Source organism: Iodobacter fluviatilis (assembly GCF_900451195.1).
Taxonomy (GTDB): Bacteria; Pseudomonadota; Gammaproteobacteria; order Burkholderiales; family Chitinibacteraceae; genus Iodobacter; species Iodobacter fluviatilis.
The window spans coordinates 42101-59296 of record NZ_UGHR01000001.1; the positions used below are offsets into that span (position 1 = coordinate 42101).

15 protein-coding genes are annotated in these 17196 nt (G+C 50.1%); 12 read left to right on the forward strand and 3 right to left on the reverse strand.

Annotation, left to right across the window (positions count from 1 at the left end):
• Positions 1 to 2: 2 nt before the first annotated feature.
• From DYD62_RS00185 to DYD62_RS00240, 12 genes are all read left to right on the forward strand, one after another.
• On the forward strand, positions 3 to 1046 hold the full coding sequence (locus DYD62_RS00185) for a TerY-C metal binding domain-containing protein (protein ID WP_115225523.1): 1044 nt from the start codon (positions 3 to 5) through the stop codon (positions 1044 to 1046).
• Between the two features lie 463 nt (positions 1047 to 1509).
• The gene (locus DYD62_RS00190; RefSeq protein ID WP_115225524.1) at positions 1510 to 2790 is read left to right on the forward strand and encodes a PP2C family serine/threonine-protein phosphatase; all 1281 of its coding nucleotides are present in this window, start codon (positions 1510 to 1512) and stop codon (positions 2788 to 2790) included.
• Between the two features lie 49 nt (positions 2791 to 2839).
• The gene (locus DYD62_RS00195) at positions 2840 to 4339 is read left to right on the forward strand and encodes a helix-hairpin-helix domain-containing protein (protein WP_115225525.1); all 1500 of its coding nucleotides are present in this window, start codon (positions 2840 to 2842) and stop codon (positions 4337 to 4339) included.
• 358 nt (positions 4340 to 4697) lie between these two features.
• On the forward strand, positions 4698 to 5273 hold the full coding sequence (locus DYD62_RS00200; RefSeq protein WP_099396672.1) for a TerD family protein: 576 nt from the start codon (positions 4698 to 4700) through the stop codon (positions 5271 to 5273).
• A 120-nt stretch (positions 5274 to 5393) separates the two neighbouring features.
• On the forward strand, positions 5394 to 6104 hold the full coding sequence (locus DYD62_RS00205; protein ID WP_115225526.1) for a TIGR00266 family protein: 711 nt from the start codon (positions 5394 to 5396) through the stop codon (positions 6102 to 6104).
• A gap of 215 nt (positions 6105 to 6319) precedes the next feature.
• Positions 6320 to 6901, forward strand: a complete 582-nt coding sequence (locus DYD62_RS00210) for a TerD family protein (protein WP_099396674.1) — start codon at positions 6320 to 6322, stop codon at positions 6899 to 6901.
• Positions 6902 to 7143: 242 nt separating this feature from the next.
• Positions 7144 to 8211, forward strand: coding sequence for an ATP-grasp domain-containing protein (locus DYD62_RS00215; protein ID WP_115225527.1), 1068 nt, complete (start codon positions 7144 to 7146; stop codon positions 8209 to 8211).
• Entirely contained in the window at positions 8208 to 9377 is a 1170-nt protein-coding gene (locus DYD62_RS00220; protein WP_115225528.1) for a phosphoribosyltransferase domain-containing protein, read from the forward strand. Before DYD62_RS00215 ends, DYD62_RS00220 begins: the two co-directional genes overlap by 4 nt.
• Positions 9355 to 10107 (forward strand): HAD family hydrolase, encoded by a 753-nt coding sequence (locus DYD62_RS00225; protein ID WP_115225529.1) that lies wholly within the window; start codon positions 9355 to 9357, stop codon positions 10105 to 10107. The genes DYD62_RS00220 and DYD62_RS00225 overlap by 23 nt, the downstream gene beginning before the upstream one ends.
• Positions 10104 to 11204 carry a cysteine protease StiP family protein gene (locus DYD62_RS00230; RefSeq protein ID WP_115225530.1) on the forward strand — a complete coding sequence of 367 codons (1101 nt, stop codon included), beginning with the start codon at positions 10104 to 10106 and terminating at the stop codon, positions 11202 to 11204. Before DYD62_RS00225 ends, DYD62_RS00230 begins: the two co-directional genes overlap by 4 nt.
• Complete coding sequence (locus DYD62_RS00235) at positions 11197 to 12084, forward strand: HpcH/HpaI aldolase/citrate lyase family protein (protein WP_115225531.1); 888 nt, start codon at positions 11197 to 11199, stop codon at positions 12082 to 12084. The genes DYD62_RS00230 and DYD62_RS00235 overlap by 8 nt, the downstream gene beginning before the upstream one ends.
• 495 nt (positions 12085 to 12579) lie before the next feature.
• A complete protein-coding gene (locus DYD62_RS00240) occupies positions 12580 to 13770 on the forward strand; it encodes a TerD family protein (protein ID WP_115225532.1) in 1191 nt (396 codons plus the stop codon).
• 97 nt (positions 13771 to 13867) lie between these two features.
• Here the strand turns inward: DYD62_RS00240 and DYD62_RS00245 are convergent, their stop codons facing one another.
• The 3 genes from DYD62_RS00245 to DYD62_RS00255 all read right to left on the reverse strand — a co-directional run bounded on the left by DYD62_RS00245 (position 13868) and on the right by DYD62_RS00255 (position 17176).
• Positions 13868 to 15484 (reverse strand): methyl-accepting chemotaxis protein, encoded by a 1617-nt coding sequence (locus tag DYD62_RS00245; RefSeq protein WP_115225533.1) that lies wholly within the window; start codon positions 15482 to 15484, stop codon positions 13868 to 13870.
• 241 nt (positions 15485 to 15725) lie between these two features.
• Entirely contained in the window at positions 15726 to 16733 is a 1008-nt protein-coding gene (locus DYD62_RS00250) for a DUF475 domain-containing protein (protein WP_115225534.1), read from the reverse strand.
• Between the two features lie 110 nt (positions 16734 to 16843).
• Positions 16844 to 17176 carry a DUF779 domain-containing protein gene (locus DYD62_RS00255; RefSeq protein WP_115225535.1) on the reverse strand — a complete coding sequence of 111 codons (333 nt, stop codon included), beginning with the start codon at positions 17174 to 17176 and terminating at the stop codon, positions 16844 to 16846.
• Positions 17177 to 17196 lie beyond the last annotated feature (20 nt).

A 17196-nucleotide genomic window follows, 5' to 3' on the forward strand; every position in this document is an offset into this window, starting at 1 on the left:
CCATGCGTAGATTGCCGGTGTTTTTTGTTTTGGATTGTTCCGAATCCATGGTGGGCGACAGCCTGCAGAAAATGGAAGACGGCTTGCAGGCCATCGTTCGTGCGCTTAGAACCGATCCGCATGCCTTAGAAACCGTTTATATCTCGGTGATTGCCTTTGCTGGCGTGGCTAAAACCATTGCGCCCCTAGTTGAGTTGGTTTCTTTTTACCCACCTAAATTGCCACTGGGTGGGGGCACCAGCTTGGGCGTGGCTTTAGAAACGCTGATGGCAGAGTTGGATAGCAGCGTTGTGAAAACCACGCCTGATCGCAAAGGCGATTGGAAGCCGATTGTTTATCTTTTTACAGATGGCCGCCCAACCGATAATCCCAATACGGCGATTGATCGCTGGAATGCCAAATATGCCAAAAAAGCCACGCTGATTGCAGTGGGCCTGGGGCAGTCGGTCGACTTTGAAACGCTGGGCAGGCTGACTGAAAACGCCATGATGTTTGAAGACTCGCAGGAAGGCGACTTCAAAAAGTTTATTAACTGGGTGACGGCCTCGGTGGTGGCGCAAAGCAAAAGCGTGGGCGAGAGCGATGCGCAATCTTTGGCTAATATTGATGCCAGCCTGATGCGTATTTTCAAAAATCCACCTTCCAAACAAGCCGATGAAGCCTGTATCACCTTGGTTGGCCGCTGCCAAAAGACCCGCAAACCTTATCTGATGAAGTACGACCGGGCCATTCAAAACGTAGCAACCCAGGATTTTAAGCTGCAAGTATCGCGCTTTGAGATTGCGGGCTGCTACCCGCTGGAAGAAGATTATTTTATTTGGTCTGACCCGCGTGCGATGGATTTAAAAGTAAACAGCGAAGATTTAATTGGCACGCCAGGCTGCCCGCACTGCGGCAATTACACCGCCTTTGCCGCTTGCGGCTGTGGAAAGCTAATGTGTATCAATGGCCCAGAAGAAGCCTTCTGCCCATGGTGCAAAAAATTAGTCTCGTTCAGCTTTTCCGGCAACGACGGTGGTTTTGATGTAGGGCGCGGGAGAGGATGATTGCTTTTAAAGTCTCTCGTCATCTAGGGGGAATTTGGGAGAGGGGGCAACCCCATGTGTGTTAAGCAATTTTATTCTAAGTAGCAAACAAAGAAAAAAGATGACGACTACGCCCTCGATACTGGGCTTAAATCTCCCCTTGAAACACGCCGGAGCGAGGAACAAGCGGGGCGGGGTTTCGGCCAGGGAGCGAGGCAGCGAGCCAATCCCGCCCGCCGCCGACTCGATTGTCCGCAGCGCAGGGGCCTTCGTGTTTCGTGGGGTGGCCTTCTTTCGCTTCCTTTCTTGGCCACACAAGAAAGGAAGGTCCCGCGGGACGCCCGCACCTAAATCAACGTGCCGAAGGCACTAAAAAGATCTTTTTGATTTTGCTTAGCACGTATGGGGGGCAACCCAAGGCCCACTGCTTCTAAATGACACATTCCCGAAACTGAGTCTTCCACGGGGAATACACGAGACTGCGATGCATCTTCCTTCTGATTCAAACTCCCCGCCTGAATCTGCTCCTCTTCATTTATCCAACAAGCCCGGTGCAATACCGCCTGCTGGTACTGTGGCACGTCCGCCGCTTAGCCCCAAGGTGGTTTTTCAAGCACCTAATGCCAGGGCAGGGCAGGATTATCGCGGCAGCTTGCGTGAAGTGGCGGGTAATGGCCGAGTATTGCAATTCAAAGAGATAGGCTTACCCGAAAATCTGGCACTGATTTTGAGTGAGGAAGGTGAATTGCTGGGCGTGCCAGGCGTAGCGGGCGATCATCTTATTACCTTTCAGTGGTCGATTGATGGCTTATCGTGGAACGCTAGCCAATGCGTGCTGCTGGTGAACCCCGATCCACGCAGCCTGTGGCAGATCAATGAGCCAGCCAGCGATGCGATTTACCCCAAGCCGCATAGCGCGGCGCAGGCACTTGATGCTGGCGATTTAAAGATTGCCGCCGCCAGCCGCCGTGGCCGCTCGCATGAGCATGCCGGCCTCTTTAGAGATGATGATTTTTATGTGCAGCACGATGCCTCATCAGGCTGGAGCGTGCTGTTGGTGGCCGATGGCGCAGGCAGCGCCAAGTATTCCCGCTGTGGCTCAAAGCGGGCGGTAGAGACGGCGGGTGAGCATTTGCTGGCGGCATTAAAAGGGGATTTGGGGGCCAGCATTAACCATGCCCTGCAAGGCTGGGATGCAGATCCTGCATCTATCAGCGGGCAAATCGGCAAGCAGTTTCACGCTCTGTTTTATGATGCTGCTGCTGTGGCGGTGGATGCCATAGAGCAAGCCGCAATATCACAGCAAAGTGAAGCCAGGGATTACGCAACGACCCTTTTAGCTGCCGCGGTTAAGCGGGAAGGCGGGCAACTCTTTTTAGCAACATTCTGGATCGGCGACGGGGCAATTGCCGCTTATGGGCCACGCGGCAAAGTGCGGCTGATGGGCCTGCCCGATAGTGGCGAATTTGCTGGGCAAACCCGCTTTTTAGACCGTGCCGCTCTTACTTCTGATCGCTTTGCAGAGCGGGTAAAGATCGGCCGGTATACAGATATTTCGGCGGTTGTTTTGATGAGCGATGGGATTTCGGACCCTAAATTTGAAACCGATAAAGGCCTCGCCAGCGGCGATAAATGGGATGCTCTATGGGATGAGATCGCGCCTTGCTTGGCGGCGGATCAGCCTGAGCAAAGTTTGCTGGATTGGATGGGTTTTTTCATCCCAGGCCATCATGATGACCGAAGCATGGCGCTGATTTGGGCTTGAGTTGGGTTTCTTCACAATTTGACTTGCAGCAGGCAATCTGGAGTTAAGCATGGCGAAGGTAATTCAGTGCCGCACATTGGATGGGCAAACCGTCGAGTTTGTGGATGAGATGATTGCTTCCGGTGCGATGAAAGAGGTCTATTTCTCGCCGGATAAGTCTTATGTGGTGGCGTTTTATAAGAATAAGCAAGACGCTCAGGCGCTGGAGCGGTTGCAGATGATTATTGGCAAATACCGCGAGGGGATTTTTAATCAGGCGGGCGGAGATTACTGGAAAAACTTGTTTTGCTGGCCCACTGCGCTTTTGGAGTACGAGGGCAGGCATGGGCTGATTGCCCCAACTTATCCTGCACATTTTTTCTTTGAGTTTGGTTCCAAAAACCATGACATGCTCGAGATTAGGGGCAAGGAAAAAGAAGGAAAATGGTTTGCTGCGGCCAATTTGCGTCAGCGCTTTGTTGATCAGCGCGAGCTGGGCGATTGGCTGAGCCATTTAAAAATCTGTGTGCTGATTGCCCGTGCGGTGCGTCGTATGCATATGGCGGGGCTGGCGCATTCTGATTTGTCGTATAAAAACGTGCTGGTCGATCCGTCAGGGGGCTTTGCCTGCGTGATTGATGTGGATGGCCTGGTGGTGCCGGGCCGCTATCCGCCAGATGTGGTCGGCACGCCTGATTTTATTGCGCCCGAAGTGGTTCGTACCAGCCATTTAGCCAAGGGAGATCCGCAGCGTAATCTGCCGCGCCGCGAAACAGACCAGCATGCGCTGGCCGTGCTGATTTATATGTATCTGCTGTACCGCCACCCATTGCGCGGCGGCAAAGTGCACGATATGAATGATGAGCAGCGGGACGAGTCGCTGTCTATGGGCGAGCGGGCCCTGTTTGTTGAGCATCCCACAGATACAAGCAATCGCATTAATCTGGCAGAGGCCAGACCCGCCGAGCTGCCGTGGGCAGATAGTAGCAAGCTGCCTTATACCCTGACTGGCCCTTATCTGACTCCGCTATTTAAACAAGCTTTTGTTGATGGCCTGCATCAGCCTAATCAGCGCCCTTCGGCCAATGATTGGGAAACGGCGCTGCTTAAAACCATTGATCTAACGCTCCCTTGCCGCTGCGAGCAGAAATGGTTTGTGTTTGATAACTCCACCCAGCCCGCCTGCCCGTTTTGCGGCTCGGCCTACCACGGCCAGCTGCCGGTGCTAAATCTGTATTCATCCCGCCAGGAAGGGCAGTTCCGGCCTGATAACCATAGGCTGATGGTGTGGGAAGGACAATCGCTATATCCCTGGCATGCTAATTATTTGCTGGCCCCGAATGAAAAGCTGGCGGATGAACATAAGCTGCGCGTGGCTTATTTTATTTTCTATCATAATGTGTGGTGGATTTTTAACGTTGGCCTGCCTGATTTAATGGATGTGGCAAGCAAGAAAACGGTAGCTGTTGGCGGCAAGCTGGAGCTGAAAGATGGGCAACAAATATTGCTCGATAAAGCAGAAGGGGGGCGACTGGTGGTGGTGCAGATGGTGGGAGAGGCGCGCAGATAGTTTGAAGGATTTTGGAAAAAAATCGACGATAAAAATTGAAGTGGATGAAACTTATATGTCTTTGTCCTGTCTTCTGTAAGCCTAGGGCATTTTAAGCTGAATAGAGCGCCGGTTATGCGGCTTTTGTTGCTGAGTTTGCCTGCAAGAAATTATTAATAAATATAATTACTTAGCTTGCTTCGCTTGAAAATGATGGAAGGCGAACAAATCTATAAAGCTTAATTATGGTTTGGTATAACTTGAATGATCTGAGCCCGGATAAAAATGCCCGGGGATGATGATTTAAGCAAGAGCAGTTTTTTTGGGTGTCGCCGGGTTTAGTCAGGCGTGTCGTTAATTTTTTAAAGGAATTTCGTTTATGGCTATCAGTCTGCAAAAAGGCGGCAACGTCAATTTAAGTAAAGAAGCGCCTTCCCTCAAAAAGTTGGTGATTGGTTTAGGTTGGGATCCACGCGTTACAGACGGCTCTGCTTTTGATCTGGATGGCAGTGCTTTTATGCTTAAAGCCGACGGCAAGGTTCGTGCTGATTCTGATTTCATTTTTTACAACAACCTGAAATCGACCGATGGCTCTGTTACCCATGCCGGGGACAATACCAGCGGCCAGGGTGACGGTGACGATGAAAAAATCGTGATTGATCTGGCTTTAGTGCCAGCTGACATCGATAAAATCACCGTTGGTGTAACCATCCATGATGCTGAAGCACGTAAGCAAAACTTTGGCATGGTAGGCAAAGCGTATATCCGTTGCCTTGATGCCAATGGCGATAAAGAAATCGCGCGTTATGATCTGTCTGAAGACAGCTCCACAGAAACGGCCATGGTTTTCGGTGAAATCTACCGTGCTGGTGCAGAGTGGAAATTCAAAGCAGTGGGTCAGGGCTTTGCAGGTGGCTTAGCACCGCTGGCACGCTCTTTCGGTATTAGCGCTTAATAAGCTGATGTTTGTGCCTCAGGGGGATTTCTCCCCTTGAGGTAAGGTGTATTTGATGATCGTAAAGCGGCAGGGGTTTAAACCAGCCCCGGCTGTTTGCAATTGCGGGAATTTATAAGCATGACAGTGTTTACTGCGACCGGTGATGTTGATCCGTTTTTGCATGTGTCCTTACAAAAGGGCGACAAGATCTATTGCGAATCTGACGCAATGGTGATGATGGAAGCCAATCTGGATCTGAAAGGCAGCATGAATGGCGGCATAGGCGGGGCAATTATGCGACGCTTTGCCAATGGTGAGTCTTTCTTTCAGCAGCAAATTGAAGCGGTCAGGGGCGAGGGCGATTGCCTGCTGTCACCCACTCTGCCCGGAGCCATGCAAATTGTTGATGTGGGCGCAAAACAATATTTATTAAACGATGGCGCTTTTGTTGCGGCGACATCGGGCACAGAAATGAAAGTGCGTACGCAAAATATCGGTAACGCGCTGTTTGCCCAGTCTGGTGGTTTTTTTGTGATGGAAACCTCAGGTACGGGGCAGGTGGTGGTGTCCGGCTTTGGCTCGATGTTTGAGCTGGATGTGGCCCCGGGCAAAGACGTGATTATCGATAATTCGCATGTGGTGTGTTGGGACAATAGCCTGCGCTATGAGATCTCTGTAACTACAGGTAACTCTGGCGGCGGCCTCGGCGGCATGCTGGGTAATTTAGTCAATAGTGTGACCAGCGGCGAAGGTATTGTGCTGCGCTTCAGCGGCACAGGTAAGGTCTTTATTTGCTCCAGAAACCGTGATTCTTTTGCCGAGTGGCTGAAGAAAAAAAACGGCGGTTAAATATCCGCATTGAGCGGCCTGGCTCAGCTGGTTTTTGTAGCCGTTTGGGCGATGCAAACCAGCGTAAGCAGGTGAAAAAGAATGTTGGGTTACGCGATATACACAGAGTGAGGCACGCCTCATACGCAGACTGCTAAGCCAGGCTGCAGATTGTTCTTCGGTTGACAGGATCGGGTTCCTCCCGTCCTAAAATACTTACCATCAAGGAGTACAGCATGGCGATTAACCTAGAGAAAGGCCAGAAGATTTCCCTCGAGAAAGAAGCTGGTGTTGCATTAAGTAAAGTCATCATGGGCCTGGCTTGGGATGCCGTGAAATCCAAGGGCTTCCTAGGCTTTGGTGGCAGCGCACCCGATATTGATCTGGATGCATCGTGCATTTTGTTTGACGAGCAAGGCCATCCTGTGGATGCGGTTTGGTTCCGTCAGCTGAAATCTAAAGATGGCTCAATCACCCACACGGGTGACAATCGTACCGGTGAAGGCGATGGCGATGATGAGCAAATCGTGGTTGATCTGACGCGTGTGCCAGCCAATGTGAAAAGCCTAGTCTTCACAGTAAACAGCTTCACCGGTCAGAACTTCTCGCAAATTGCCAATGCCACTTGCCGTATTTTGAACGCTAGTGATAACAAAGAAGTGGCGCGTTTTAACTTGTCTGCACTGGGCTCACACAATGCGCAAATTATGGCCAAGCTGTACCGCCATAATAATGAGTGGAAAATGCACGCCATCGGTGAAATTGGCAATGGCCGTACCTTTGATGAGCTGATGCCACAAATCACGCCTCACCTGTAAAAAGAAGCATTTTAGTTCTCTCTCGCGTGGTGGCTTGTTTCCACAATCTTGTTGGAAGCAAGCCCCGCGCTAGCTGTGTGTCGGGTTTGAGTGCCTCTGGTAAAGAGCCGTCTGGTTAAAGTTTATGTTTGAGTTTTTAAAGGCGAATCGCTATTGAAAGCTCGGGGGTAGCAATCAATCGGGCTCTTTTTAGTAAGGAATTTAGCCCGGCCTGTTTGCTGGCTCATTTCCTGAAGGCATTTATGCAGCACGTCTGGTTTAATAAAACATTCTCCTCTGTTGCCGCAGCAATCAGCCTGATTCGCGAGGCCGATCTTGCAGGCGATTATCACATCGTCTCCAGCCATACCAACCCCTATGCAGCATCGTTTCAAACAGCGCATCAATTTGCGGTAGAGCCCTCTGGTCTGCAGGGCGAAGCGTATTTGGCATGGTGTTTACAATTTTGCCTTGATTACGGCATCACTATTTTTATTCCGGGCAAGGAAGCCGTGTTAATTAGCGCGGAGTGTGAGCGTTTTGAGCAGCAGGGCACGCGCGTGTTATCTGTGGCTTCTGCTGAGATGCTGGCGCTGCTGCACGATAAGGCGGCGTTTTATCAGGCTGTTGATTTGCCACACACGCCGCCGGCAGCATTTAGGGTGGTAGAAACCGCCGCGCAGTTTGAGGCGGCTTATCAGACGCTCAGGCAAGATCACGCTAGGCTATGTATTAAGCCGGCCAAATCGGTATTTGGCCTAGGTTTTGCCATTATTGATGAGGAGCGCTCCAGCGCGCAGCTCTTGGTAGAAGGCGTGCAATATTATATTGGCCTTGATGACTTGCGCCGGGGTTTTGCTGCCATGGGCACGTTTAAAACCATGATTGTGATGGAATATCTCGATGGTCATGAATACAGCGTGGATTGCGTGGGCGACCATGGCCGCTTGGTTTGCGCTGTGCCGCGCAAAAAAATGAAGCAGGCAGGCCGTGGCCAGATGATCGAGATGCGCAGCGATATTTTAGACAGCGTGCGCCAGCTGGCCGAAGCTTTTGGCCTGAATGGCAATTTTAATGTGCAATTTAAAGAAAGAGCCGGCGGCCTTGGCCTCTTAGAAATTAATCCGCGTATGTCTGGCGGCATCGCCATGGCCTGCCTTGGCGGGCCTAATTTACCTTATCTTGCTTTGGCTGGTTTTGATCGTGGTTTTGGTCATCTGCATATCCCAGAAGTGCCGCATGGCATTCGCGTGGCCGAGCTAGGCCGTGCTGCTGTGCTGCTTGATGCAGAAGAGCTGGCCGTTGAAGTACCGTGTGCGGCCTTGCAATGATTAGCCCGCAAACCATTAAAATTGAATTACCCACGGGGCTGATGGAGCTGAATGTAGATGCGGGCGCATTCAGCGTGGACGAGCTGATGGGCTTTGCCGCGCGTGCTAACGCCAAGCGGGGATTTTTGTTTTTAAGCAAGGTGCTGGGTAAACACTGGCCGGTGCGCCCTGCGCTGATGCGCAAAATCCATGAAAATTTAGCTGGGCAAGTGCCCGCCGGCGTACCTGGCCCGGTAGTGTTTATCGCCATGGCCGAAACGGCAATTGGTCTGGGGCAGGGCGTTTTTGAGGCTTATAAAAACGCTCATCCGGATACAGAAGCGCTGTTTTTACACACCTCGCGCTATCACGTAGGCGGCGCAGACATTATCGAATTTGCCGAAGCACACAGCCATGCGCCACGGCAGTTTTTGCATATGCCGCAAGATGCCCAGCTGCGGGCGTTATTACTGAATGCCAAGTCCCTAGTGCTGGTGGACGATGAAGCCAGCACCGGCAATACCTTTTTAAACTTAAGCAATGCCTGCCGGGTACTCAATCCACAAATCGGGCACGTTCACCTCGCCACCATTACCAATTTTATGGGCAAGGCTGCGAACGAGGCTTTATCGCAGCGTTTTGGTCTTCCCGTATCGATTGCCGCCAGCTTAAGTGGCGAATATGTGTTCACGGCTGGCGATTTGCAGCCTTCACCCGCTGCGGCACAGATATTTGAGGCGCACGCTGATCGCGGCGCAAACGGCAGTTTTGGCCGCCTGGGGCTGGATCGTGCGCTCGCTGCGCCAGATGCGCTGGCCAAAAAATTAGCCGCGGCTATAGGGGCGGATGAGCGGGTTTTGGTTTTAGGTACGGGTGAGTTTATGCACCCGGCTTATCTCTTGGGCAGCGCTTTGGAAGCCTTAGGCTGTGATGTGCAGGTGCAATCGACCACACGCTCACCCATCCTGAAATGGGGGGCGGTCAGCCATGCGCTGTGCTTTGCTGATAACTATGGCGAAGGCGTAGAAAACTATATTTATAACGTCACAATCGGCCAGTACGATCATGTTTATGTTTGTCATGAAACCCCGCCAAATGAAGCTCTGCAAAGCATTGCGCAGGCTGTAGGCGGGCGTTTATTCCATTTCTTATCCGAGAATCATATTGAAGAAATATCTGTTCGTTGATTTAGATGACACCCTGTTCCAAACGTTGGGTAAATGCGCCGGGGTGGATGATTTACGTCCAGTTGGCTATCTGAAAGATGGTGTTGCTATTTCATATACAACACCGCGTCAGCGTGCGTTCTTCGAGATGATGAGCGCTTCCATGACCATGATTCCAAGCACGGCGCGCAATTTAGATGCCTTGCGCCGGGTTGATTTACCTTTTAATAGTTATTCCATCATTGATTACGGCGGCGTGGTGCTCAAGCCCTGTGGCGGTGTGGATGAATTTTGGCTGGAAACGATGCGTGCGGATATGGAGCAGGCATTGCCAGGCCTGCATGCGGTGATGGCCGTGATTGACGATTATTGCGAAAAAGTGGGTTTAAAGGGCCGTGCCCGTTTGGTTGAGGATTGCAATACGCCGTTTTATGCGCTGATTAAAGACCCCGATAAAATCGATGCCCATCTGGAGCAAATCGAGCGTGAAGCCGTTGCGCCATGGGTGGCGGGCGAGGGCAAAGATTTCTTTATTCACCGCAATGGCAATAATTTAGCCGTGCTGCCCAAAACGCTGAATAAAGCCCGCGCGGTGGATTATGTGCGCTCACTGCTGCAAAAAGAGCACGGTGAAATCATGACCATCGGTATGGGTGATAGCCAATCGGATGCGCGTTTTATGGCCAGCTGCGATTACGCCCTGATTCCAAACGGCACTCAGCTTGCTAGGCTGACTGTTGCTGCATTATGAATAACCGTGGTTTTTGCGGTAGTTATCGTCCGGATGATGTGCGCTTTTTGCTTAAACGCTTATCGCAACAGCCGTTTATTGATGTGGCAAATAAAGAGTTGTTGATTCAATCCGGCGCAAGGCATTACAGCGAAATGCTCTCGCCCGAATCCCTGCCTTCACCGCGTTATTTGCAGGTTTTTAAGGATGCGCTCGCGGCTAACCGCCAGCAAATGGCTGGCGATTGCCTGAGGCTGGCGGCGCTGATTGCAGCAAGACGCAGCGGGCCGATTACGCTGGTTTCTCTGGTACGTGCAGGAACGCCCGTTGGCGTTATTTTAAAGCACCTTTTACAGCGCGTATTGGGGCGGGAAGTGGCGCATTACTCGGTATCGATTATTCGCGATCGTGGTATCGATATTGTTGCGTTGCAGCATATTTTGAAGCAGGGACACAAACCAGAATCTATTGTGTTTATTGATGGCTGGACCGGCAAAGGCGTGATTTCACACGTGTTAGAGCAGGCAGTGAATGCTTTTAATCTGCAGCACGGCTTAGCTATTGATCATGGCCTCTATGTTTTATCTGATCTGGCGGGTACAGCGGCCTGTGCAGCCTCGGCCGAGGACTATCTGATTCCGTCGAGCATTTTAAATGCCACCGTTTCAGGGCTGGTCAGCCGCTCGGTGCTGAATGATTTAATCGGGCCGGATGATTTTCATGGCTGCGTTTATTACGATGAATTTGAGTCACAAGATCAGTCGCAAGTGTTTGCTGATGGTTTGGTGGCCGATGCGATACGGCTAGCGGCTGAGCATGGTGTGCCTGCCGCGGTGGCGATTGATCGAATAAACATGGCCCGGATTTCTGCTGATTTTTTACAAACCACCCAAGAGCGGTATGGGATTGAAGACGTTAATCTGATCAAGCCTGGTATTGGCGAAGCCACCCGTGTCTTGCTGCGCAGAGTGCCAAGGTTGCTGATTTTACGCGATCCGGCCGTGGCCGATGTGGCGCATTTAAAACTATTAGCAATAGAAAAAAACGTTCCGCTGATTGTGGATGCGGGCCTGCCTTATCAAGCGGTATCTCTGATTGGGAGTGTTTTAGATGGCTAATCACAAAGTTATGGGTGCGTCGCTCTATGTGCCTGCCACGCATAAGGATTTGCAGCAGATTGCGGATGGTGAATTGCTGGGGGAGCTGCGCTCAGTTATTTTTTGTACCGAAGACGCGGTGGCAGAAAGCGAGCTGAGCTATGCCTTGTTCAGCCTGTCGCTGGTATTGCAGCAGATGATTGAGCGGCCAACAACTGAGCGTTTTGTGCGGGTCAGAAACCCGGAAGTGCTGAAGCGCGTGTTGGAAATGCCTGGTGTGGAAAAACTGACCGGCTTTGTGCTGCCCAAAATTACTCAGCATAATTTTGACGCCTATTTTAAGCAGATCCGCAAAACACATTTTATGCTGATGCCGACGTTGGAAACGGTGGAAGTATTTGATGATGCCGAGATGAAGCAGCTGCGGCTTTGCCTAGAGCGGCCCGGTGTGCGGGATCATATTCAGGCGCTGCGGATTGGCGGCAATGATTTACTGGCGCTATTAGGTATTCGCAGGCCACGGCATCTGACTATTTACCGAACCCCGCTGGGTGCGGTGATTTCAAAGCTGGTGACGATTTTTCGCCCCTACGGCTTTGTGCTGACTGCGCCTGTGTTTGAGCATTTAGATAACCCAAGCCTGCTGGCTCTGGAAGTAGAAGAAGACTTAGCCCACGGCATGATAGGAAAAACCGCGATTCACCCCAGCCAGGTGGCTCTGATTGAGCAGCATTATCGGGTGCAGCACCGGGATGTGGATGTGGCGATGAGGATTATCGATGAATCCAGCCCCGCCGTATTTAGAATGCATGATTCCATGTGCGAAGTAGCCACTCACCGTGCTTGGGCGCATGGGGTACTGGAGCAGGCAAGGGTGTTTGGGGTGCATTCGATGGTGTGAGGAGTGTTGGCCCCCGGCTCTTGCAGGGTGGGTGCCCCCCCGGATTTGTTCTTTTTAATGTAGAAATACGCGGGTTTTACCTGCCAGGAATTAAGTAAAGCAAGCTTAAAAAGATCTTTTTAGTGCCTTCGGCATGTTGATTTTGGAGCGGGTGCCCCTGCTGGCATCAGGATTTAAACAAGCTCAGGTGTCCTTTTTTCGCTTCCCCCTTTGTTAAAGGGGGATTGAGGGGGATTTGCATTGTTTGCTGCCTTTTTATTCTTCATGCCGTGCAAAATCCCCCTGGCCCCCTTTTCAAAGGTGGATCTCCATGCTGCGAGCCGTGATGAAAACCTAGATTTTCAGGTTTGAGAATGCTGACAACTTAAAGAGCAGAGCTTTATTGATCTCATGGTTTTCTCCGTGAAACTCCGTGTTCTCTGTTCCCTCTGTGTTTCAAGATTTGGGTTTTTCTTCGTTATATCACTTACTCATTTATTTAAAGAATCGAGAATCATGACAAATTTTGCGCGTGGGCAGAAGGCTAAGCTGGCTGATTTGGGCTGCACAGGAGCGTTTCCCGTGCTGCTGAATATGGCAGGTATTGAAGTGGATATCGCTTGTTTTGGTCTGGATGCCAATGATCAGCTGTCTGATGATCGCTATATGGTGTTTTTTAACCAGAAAGCCTGCCCCAATAACGCGGTGGTGCTGGAGTTGGGGGCAGGCAGTGCAAGTTTTATGACCGATTTGGCTAGTTTGCCGGACAGCATTCATAAGCTGGTGTTTGCGGCCTCAGTGAGTGGGGAAGGTGCGATGCGCCAGTTGAAAGCCAGCTCAATGAGCTTGGGCGACGCGGTGTTTGCATTTTCTGGCGCTGATTTTCAGGACGAAAAAGCGGTGATTGTTGGCGAGCTGTACCGGCGTGACGGTTTATGGCGTTTTGGCGCAGTAGGTCAGGGGTTTAACGGTGGTTTATCCGCCTTGCTTAAGCATTTTGGTGGCACTGAAGCTGAAGCCTCTGCGCCAGCACCTGCTCCGCCTCCGGCAAAACCGGTTTCCCTATCAAAAATTACCTTAGAAAAACGCGGCGATAAGGTTTCCTTAGAAAAAAACACCAGCGGTGGCTTTGGCCGTATTAGGGTCAATTTAAACTGGAATCAATCGGCCCAGCCGGCCGAGCCTAGCGGCTTTTTTAATAAGCTGATCAATAAACCCGCATCCAGTAATCGGATCGATCTTGATTTAGCTTGTTTGTTTCAAATGGCCGACGGCACACCCGGTGGCGTGCAAGCTTTGGGCAATAGCTGGGGCAGCTTTACCCAGCCGCCCTTTGTGCATCTGGAAGGTGATGACCGCACTGGCAGTAATGCGGGCGGTGAAAATATCTTTATTAATGGCGATCAGTTCAGTCAGATTAAACGCCTTTTGATTTTTACCTTTATTTACGAAGGAGCGCCGGACTGGGCCGCAACCGATGGTGTAGTCACTATCGAAGTACCCGGTAGAGCGCCGGTTGAAGTGCGTTTAGATCAGGGCAGCAACGCATCCATGTGCGCGATTGCCATGATTGAAAACATCGGCGGTAATCTGCAAGTGACTAAGCTGGTGGAATACTTTGCCCAAAGCAACGGTAAAAGCGCACACGAGCAGGTGAATGATAAATTTGGATTTGGTTTGCGGTTTAAAAAGGGCTCTAAAGATTAGGATGTTTCAGGGGCATTGTTCTGATCGTGCTGTCTGATCTCCATCCCCCCAAAATCTTGAAACACATCAGGATTTGGGGGGGGGGGCTATTTTACGCTCAGCAACTAAACCGCACCGCTGCCTGCCTTAGTGTTTGTGCCAGCTGGGCGTTGTTGTCTACGGCGATATTAATTTCTTTTGACGCAGAGAATGAGCGCTCGGTCATTACGGCAATCAATTGCACATTTACGGCAATTTCCTGGCCAGCGGTGTTTTGCTCGGCAAGGGCATCGGTGATTTTGGCCATGGCTTCTTTGGTTTCTACTGCGCTTTTTTTGATGAGCTCCAGCATATTGCTGCTGCGGTTTGCATGCTCTAAAGCCAGCTCTGTTTGGCTTAGGCTATTACGCATATTGGTGGCGGCATCGTGGGTGGTGTTGGTGATGGTGCCCAGTGTTTCCTGGATTTCCCGGGTGGCTTGGGTGGTGCGCTCGGCCAGTTTGCGAACTTCATCGGCTACAACGGCAAAGCCGCGCCCTTGCTCGCCTGCCCGGGCGGCTTCAATAGCAGCATTCAGGGCCAGCAGATTGGTTTGTTCGGCAATATCCTGAATTACACGGGCTACCCGGCCAATGCTGGCGCTGTGTTCTTCCAAATTGTTAACCGTATCTGTAACGATATGCGCGCTATCAGAGACGATTTGCATTTCTTTGGTCAGCTCTTGCAGCGCTTGGGCACCCTGCTCAGCTTGCAGGCCCGAGTTACTGGCTACTTCAAAGGCATAGCTGGAATAGTCTTTAAGGTGGGACATCCCAGTGGATAATTCTTCTACCGCCGCCGCCATTCTGGCCGCTGCATCGCTTTGCTCCCCGGCTGATTCGTGTACTTCCTGGCTGCTGCTGCGGGTTTGTGCGGCGTCAGTGGCCAGCTGGGTCGATGAATTTTGAATGTTTTCTACCAAAGCAGCCAATTGGGTGCGCATCGATTCCATAGCACCGGCTAGGCTGTCCCGCATATTGCTGGGTACATGCACGGGCGAGGCTAAATCGCCTTCTGAAATACGTGTTGCTGCCGAGCGCATATCGCTGGGCTCGCCGCCCAGATCATTTAACAACGACCGCATAATCCATAAAGTAAGAATAAGGCCGGAAAGCGTGGCGATAATCACAAACATGGCACCGCCAACAATAGCCTGATGATGGCTTTGTTTAAATGATTCCAGGTTTTCTCTTGCCACATTCAGCTGCAGCTGAATCAGCTTATCTACTGCATCTGTAATCGGATCTACACGCTGATAGAGTGTGGTGGCTGCATATTCATTGATGGCCGCAAAATTGCTTGTTTCTAAGAGTTTTTCCAGTTCATCAAAGCTCTTTGCTGCAGGCCCCATGCTTTTATCTGCCGTCTGGACCAGCTCATTTTCAGTCGTGGTCAGTTCAGTCGCTTTATAAACTTGCCATTCTTTCTCAATGGTTTTTCTGGCTGTTTTAACATTTTTAAGCCCCTGTGCCGGTGTCAGGCTGCCATTGGTGATTTTATGCACGGTGTCGACAATATTGATGGCATACATGTCGGATACATTTTTTAACTGCACCAGTGGCATCACCCGATCAGCAATTGTGGTTTGGAAGTTTCTGGAGCCGTTTTCTAAGCAAGATAGGCTCAGCGCAGTCAGCATGAGAATAATACTGATCAGACTTCCTGATAGTAATATTAGCTTATTCTTAACTTTCATGATTGTCTCAAAATAGGTCAGAATGACCTTTAAAATGTATGACTGTTTATGCGTATTTAAAACCTTTTGTTAAATTTAGCTGATAAGCGGATATTGTTTTTATTGTGTTTTTTTGAAAGTTTTTGAATTTTTTACGTAAGGCTTTTTTGCTGATTGTTTAGCAAAATCGGCGGCGGAAGCGGCTTGTTTTGCTTAAAAAAAAGGGCGATCCCAAGATCGCCCTTTTTGTATTTTAATTGTTTTAATTGTGTTTTTTATAATGCAGAGAAGCAAGTAATGAAACACCAATTAAACCTGCGCCAATTAAGCCGGTTACCACTTCTGGTATTTCATGGAAAGTGCCAATGAACATAATAAAGGCCAGTGCGCCAATTGCGTAAAAAGCACCATGCTCTAGGAATCTGAATTGATCCAGCGTTTCTTTTTCTACAAACATAATAGTGAGTGAGCGAACAAACATAGCACCAATACCCAGGCCAATTGCAATAATGAAAATATTATTGGAGAGTGCAAATGCGCCAATGACACCATCAAAACTAAAGCTGGCATCCAGTACTTCTAAATATAAAAAGGCTGAAAGGCCGGTACGAACAACGACGGTCTGATCGTGTCCTTCTTCACCGCCTAATAGTGAACCAAAACCATCAACAACGATATAAGTCACAATACCGGTAATTGAAGAAAGAATAAAACTAAGTTGTTCAGCAGTATTGAGCTGAGTAGAAAAAGCATAGGCAAGGATAAGGCAAAGGCCAATTTCAATTCCACCCATTTTGCCCATTTTAACTAAAGGCGATTCAATAACATGCAGCCAGTGCACATCTTTGTCCTGATCAAAAAAGAACTTTAAAAACACCATCATTAAAAATGCACCACCAAACCCGGCCACAATAATATGGGATGAGATTAAAGCCGCTGCATATTGCTCAGGCTGGCTGACCGCCATCATTAAAGCGGCCCATGGAGTCAGGTGTGCAATAACGGCCACAATAAGCACAGGGAATATAACCCGCATTCCAAATACGGCAATCAGCATACCCCAGGTCATAAAGCGCTTACGCCAGACGGCATCCATATCTTTAAGCACGGTTGCATTGACTACTGCATTATCAAAAGAGAGAGAAACTTCTAAAACCGATAAAATAGCAGCAATAAACATGGCTTTGGGGCCACCCAGCCAGAATGCTGCCGCTAAACCAATCAGCGTAACAATGAACGAGCTTTTAAAAAAGCGAAGATTAGAGAGCATTTATAATCTCGTGAGGGAAATTGTGATTGATCACGGGATTTTAGCAACTGCATTGTTCTTTGGGGTATTTATCATCTTATAAAATTAAAATAAGACGTAAGTTATTCTGCTTAAATTGGGCAGAGTACTGAGCGGGTTAAAAACCGTAAGCCTGTTGCACCCTCTAAAGAAAACATGCCGCCTCGCCCTTCCACCACATCAATGATGAGCTGCGTATGCTGCCAGTAAGCAAATTGCGCCGCGCCAATATAGAACGGCATACCGCCGATTTCACCCAGCAGCACATCGCTGTCGCCAATGATCAGCTCACCGGCCTGAAAGCACATGGGCGAGCTGCCATCGCAGCAGCCACCCGATTGATGAAACATCAGCGGTCCATATTTTGCAGCCAGTGTTTTAATTAAGGCCTGTGCCGCTGGGGTGGCGGTGACTTGATTATTCATGAATGCATCCTCACCAATTC

Excerpts from the sequence above, each read along its gene's own strand:
- DYD62_RS00185 (WP_115225523.1), top strand. The coding sequence starts at position 3 with ATGCGTAGATTGCCGGTGTTTTTTGTTTTGGATTGTTCCGAATCCATG.
- DYD62_RS00190 (WP_115225524.1), top strand. The coding sequence starts at position 1,510 with ATGCATCTTCCTTCTGATTCAAACTCCCCGCCTGAATCTGCTCCTCTT.
- DYD62_RS00195 (WP_115225525.1), top strand. The coding sequence starts at position 2,840 with ATGGCGAAGGTAATTCAGTGCCGCACATTGGATGGGCAAACCGTCGAG.
- DYD62_RS00200 (WP_099396672.1), top strand. The coding sequence starts at position 4,698 with ATGGCTATCAGTCTGCAAAAAGGCGGCAACGTCAATTTAAGTAAAGAA.
- DYD62_RS00205 (WP_115225526.1), top strand. The coding sequence starts at position 5,394 with ATGACAGTGTTTACTGCGACCGGTGATGTTGATCCGTTTTTGCATGTG.
- DYD62_RS00210 (WP_099396674.1), top strand. The coding sequence starts at position 6,320 with ATGGCGATTAACCTAGAGAAAGGCCAGAAGATTTCCCTCGAGAAAGAA.
- DYD62_RS00215 (WP_115225527.1), top strand. The coding sequence starts at position 7,144 with ATGCAGCACGTCTGGTTTAATAAAACATTCTCCTCTGTTGCCGCAGCA.
- DYD62_RS00220 (WP_115225528.1), top strand. The coding sequence starts at position 8,208 with ATGATTAGCCCGCAAACCATTAAAATTGAATTACCCACGGGGCTGATG.
- DYD62_RS00230 (WP_115225530.1), top strand. The coding sequence starts at position 10,104 with ATGAATAACCGTGGTTTTTGCGGTAGTTATCGTCCGGATGATGTGCGC.
- DYD62_RS00235 (WP_115225531.1), top strand. The coding sequence starts at position 11,197 with ATGGCTAATCACAAAGTTATGGGTGCGTCGCTCTATGTGCCTGCCACG.
- DYD62_RS00240 (WP_115225532.1), top strand. The coding sequence starts at position 12,580 with ATGACAAATTTTGCGCGTGGGCAGAAGGCTAAGCTGGCTGATTTGGGC.
- DYD62_RS00245 (WP_115225533.1), bottom strand. The coding sequence starts at position 15,484 with ATGAAAGTTAAGAATAAGCTAATATTACTATCAGGAAGTCTGATCAGT.
- DYD62_RS00250 (WP_115225534.1), bottom strand. The coding sequence starts at position 16,733 with ATGCTCTCTAATCTTCGCTTTTTTAAAAGCTCGTTCATTGTTACGCTG.
- DYD62_RS00255 (WP_115225535.1), bottom strand. The coding sequence starts at position 17,176 with ATGAATAATCAAGTCACCGCCACCCCAGCGGCACAGGCCTTAATTAAA.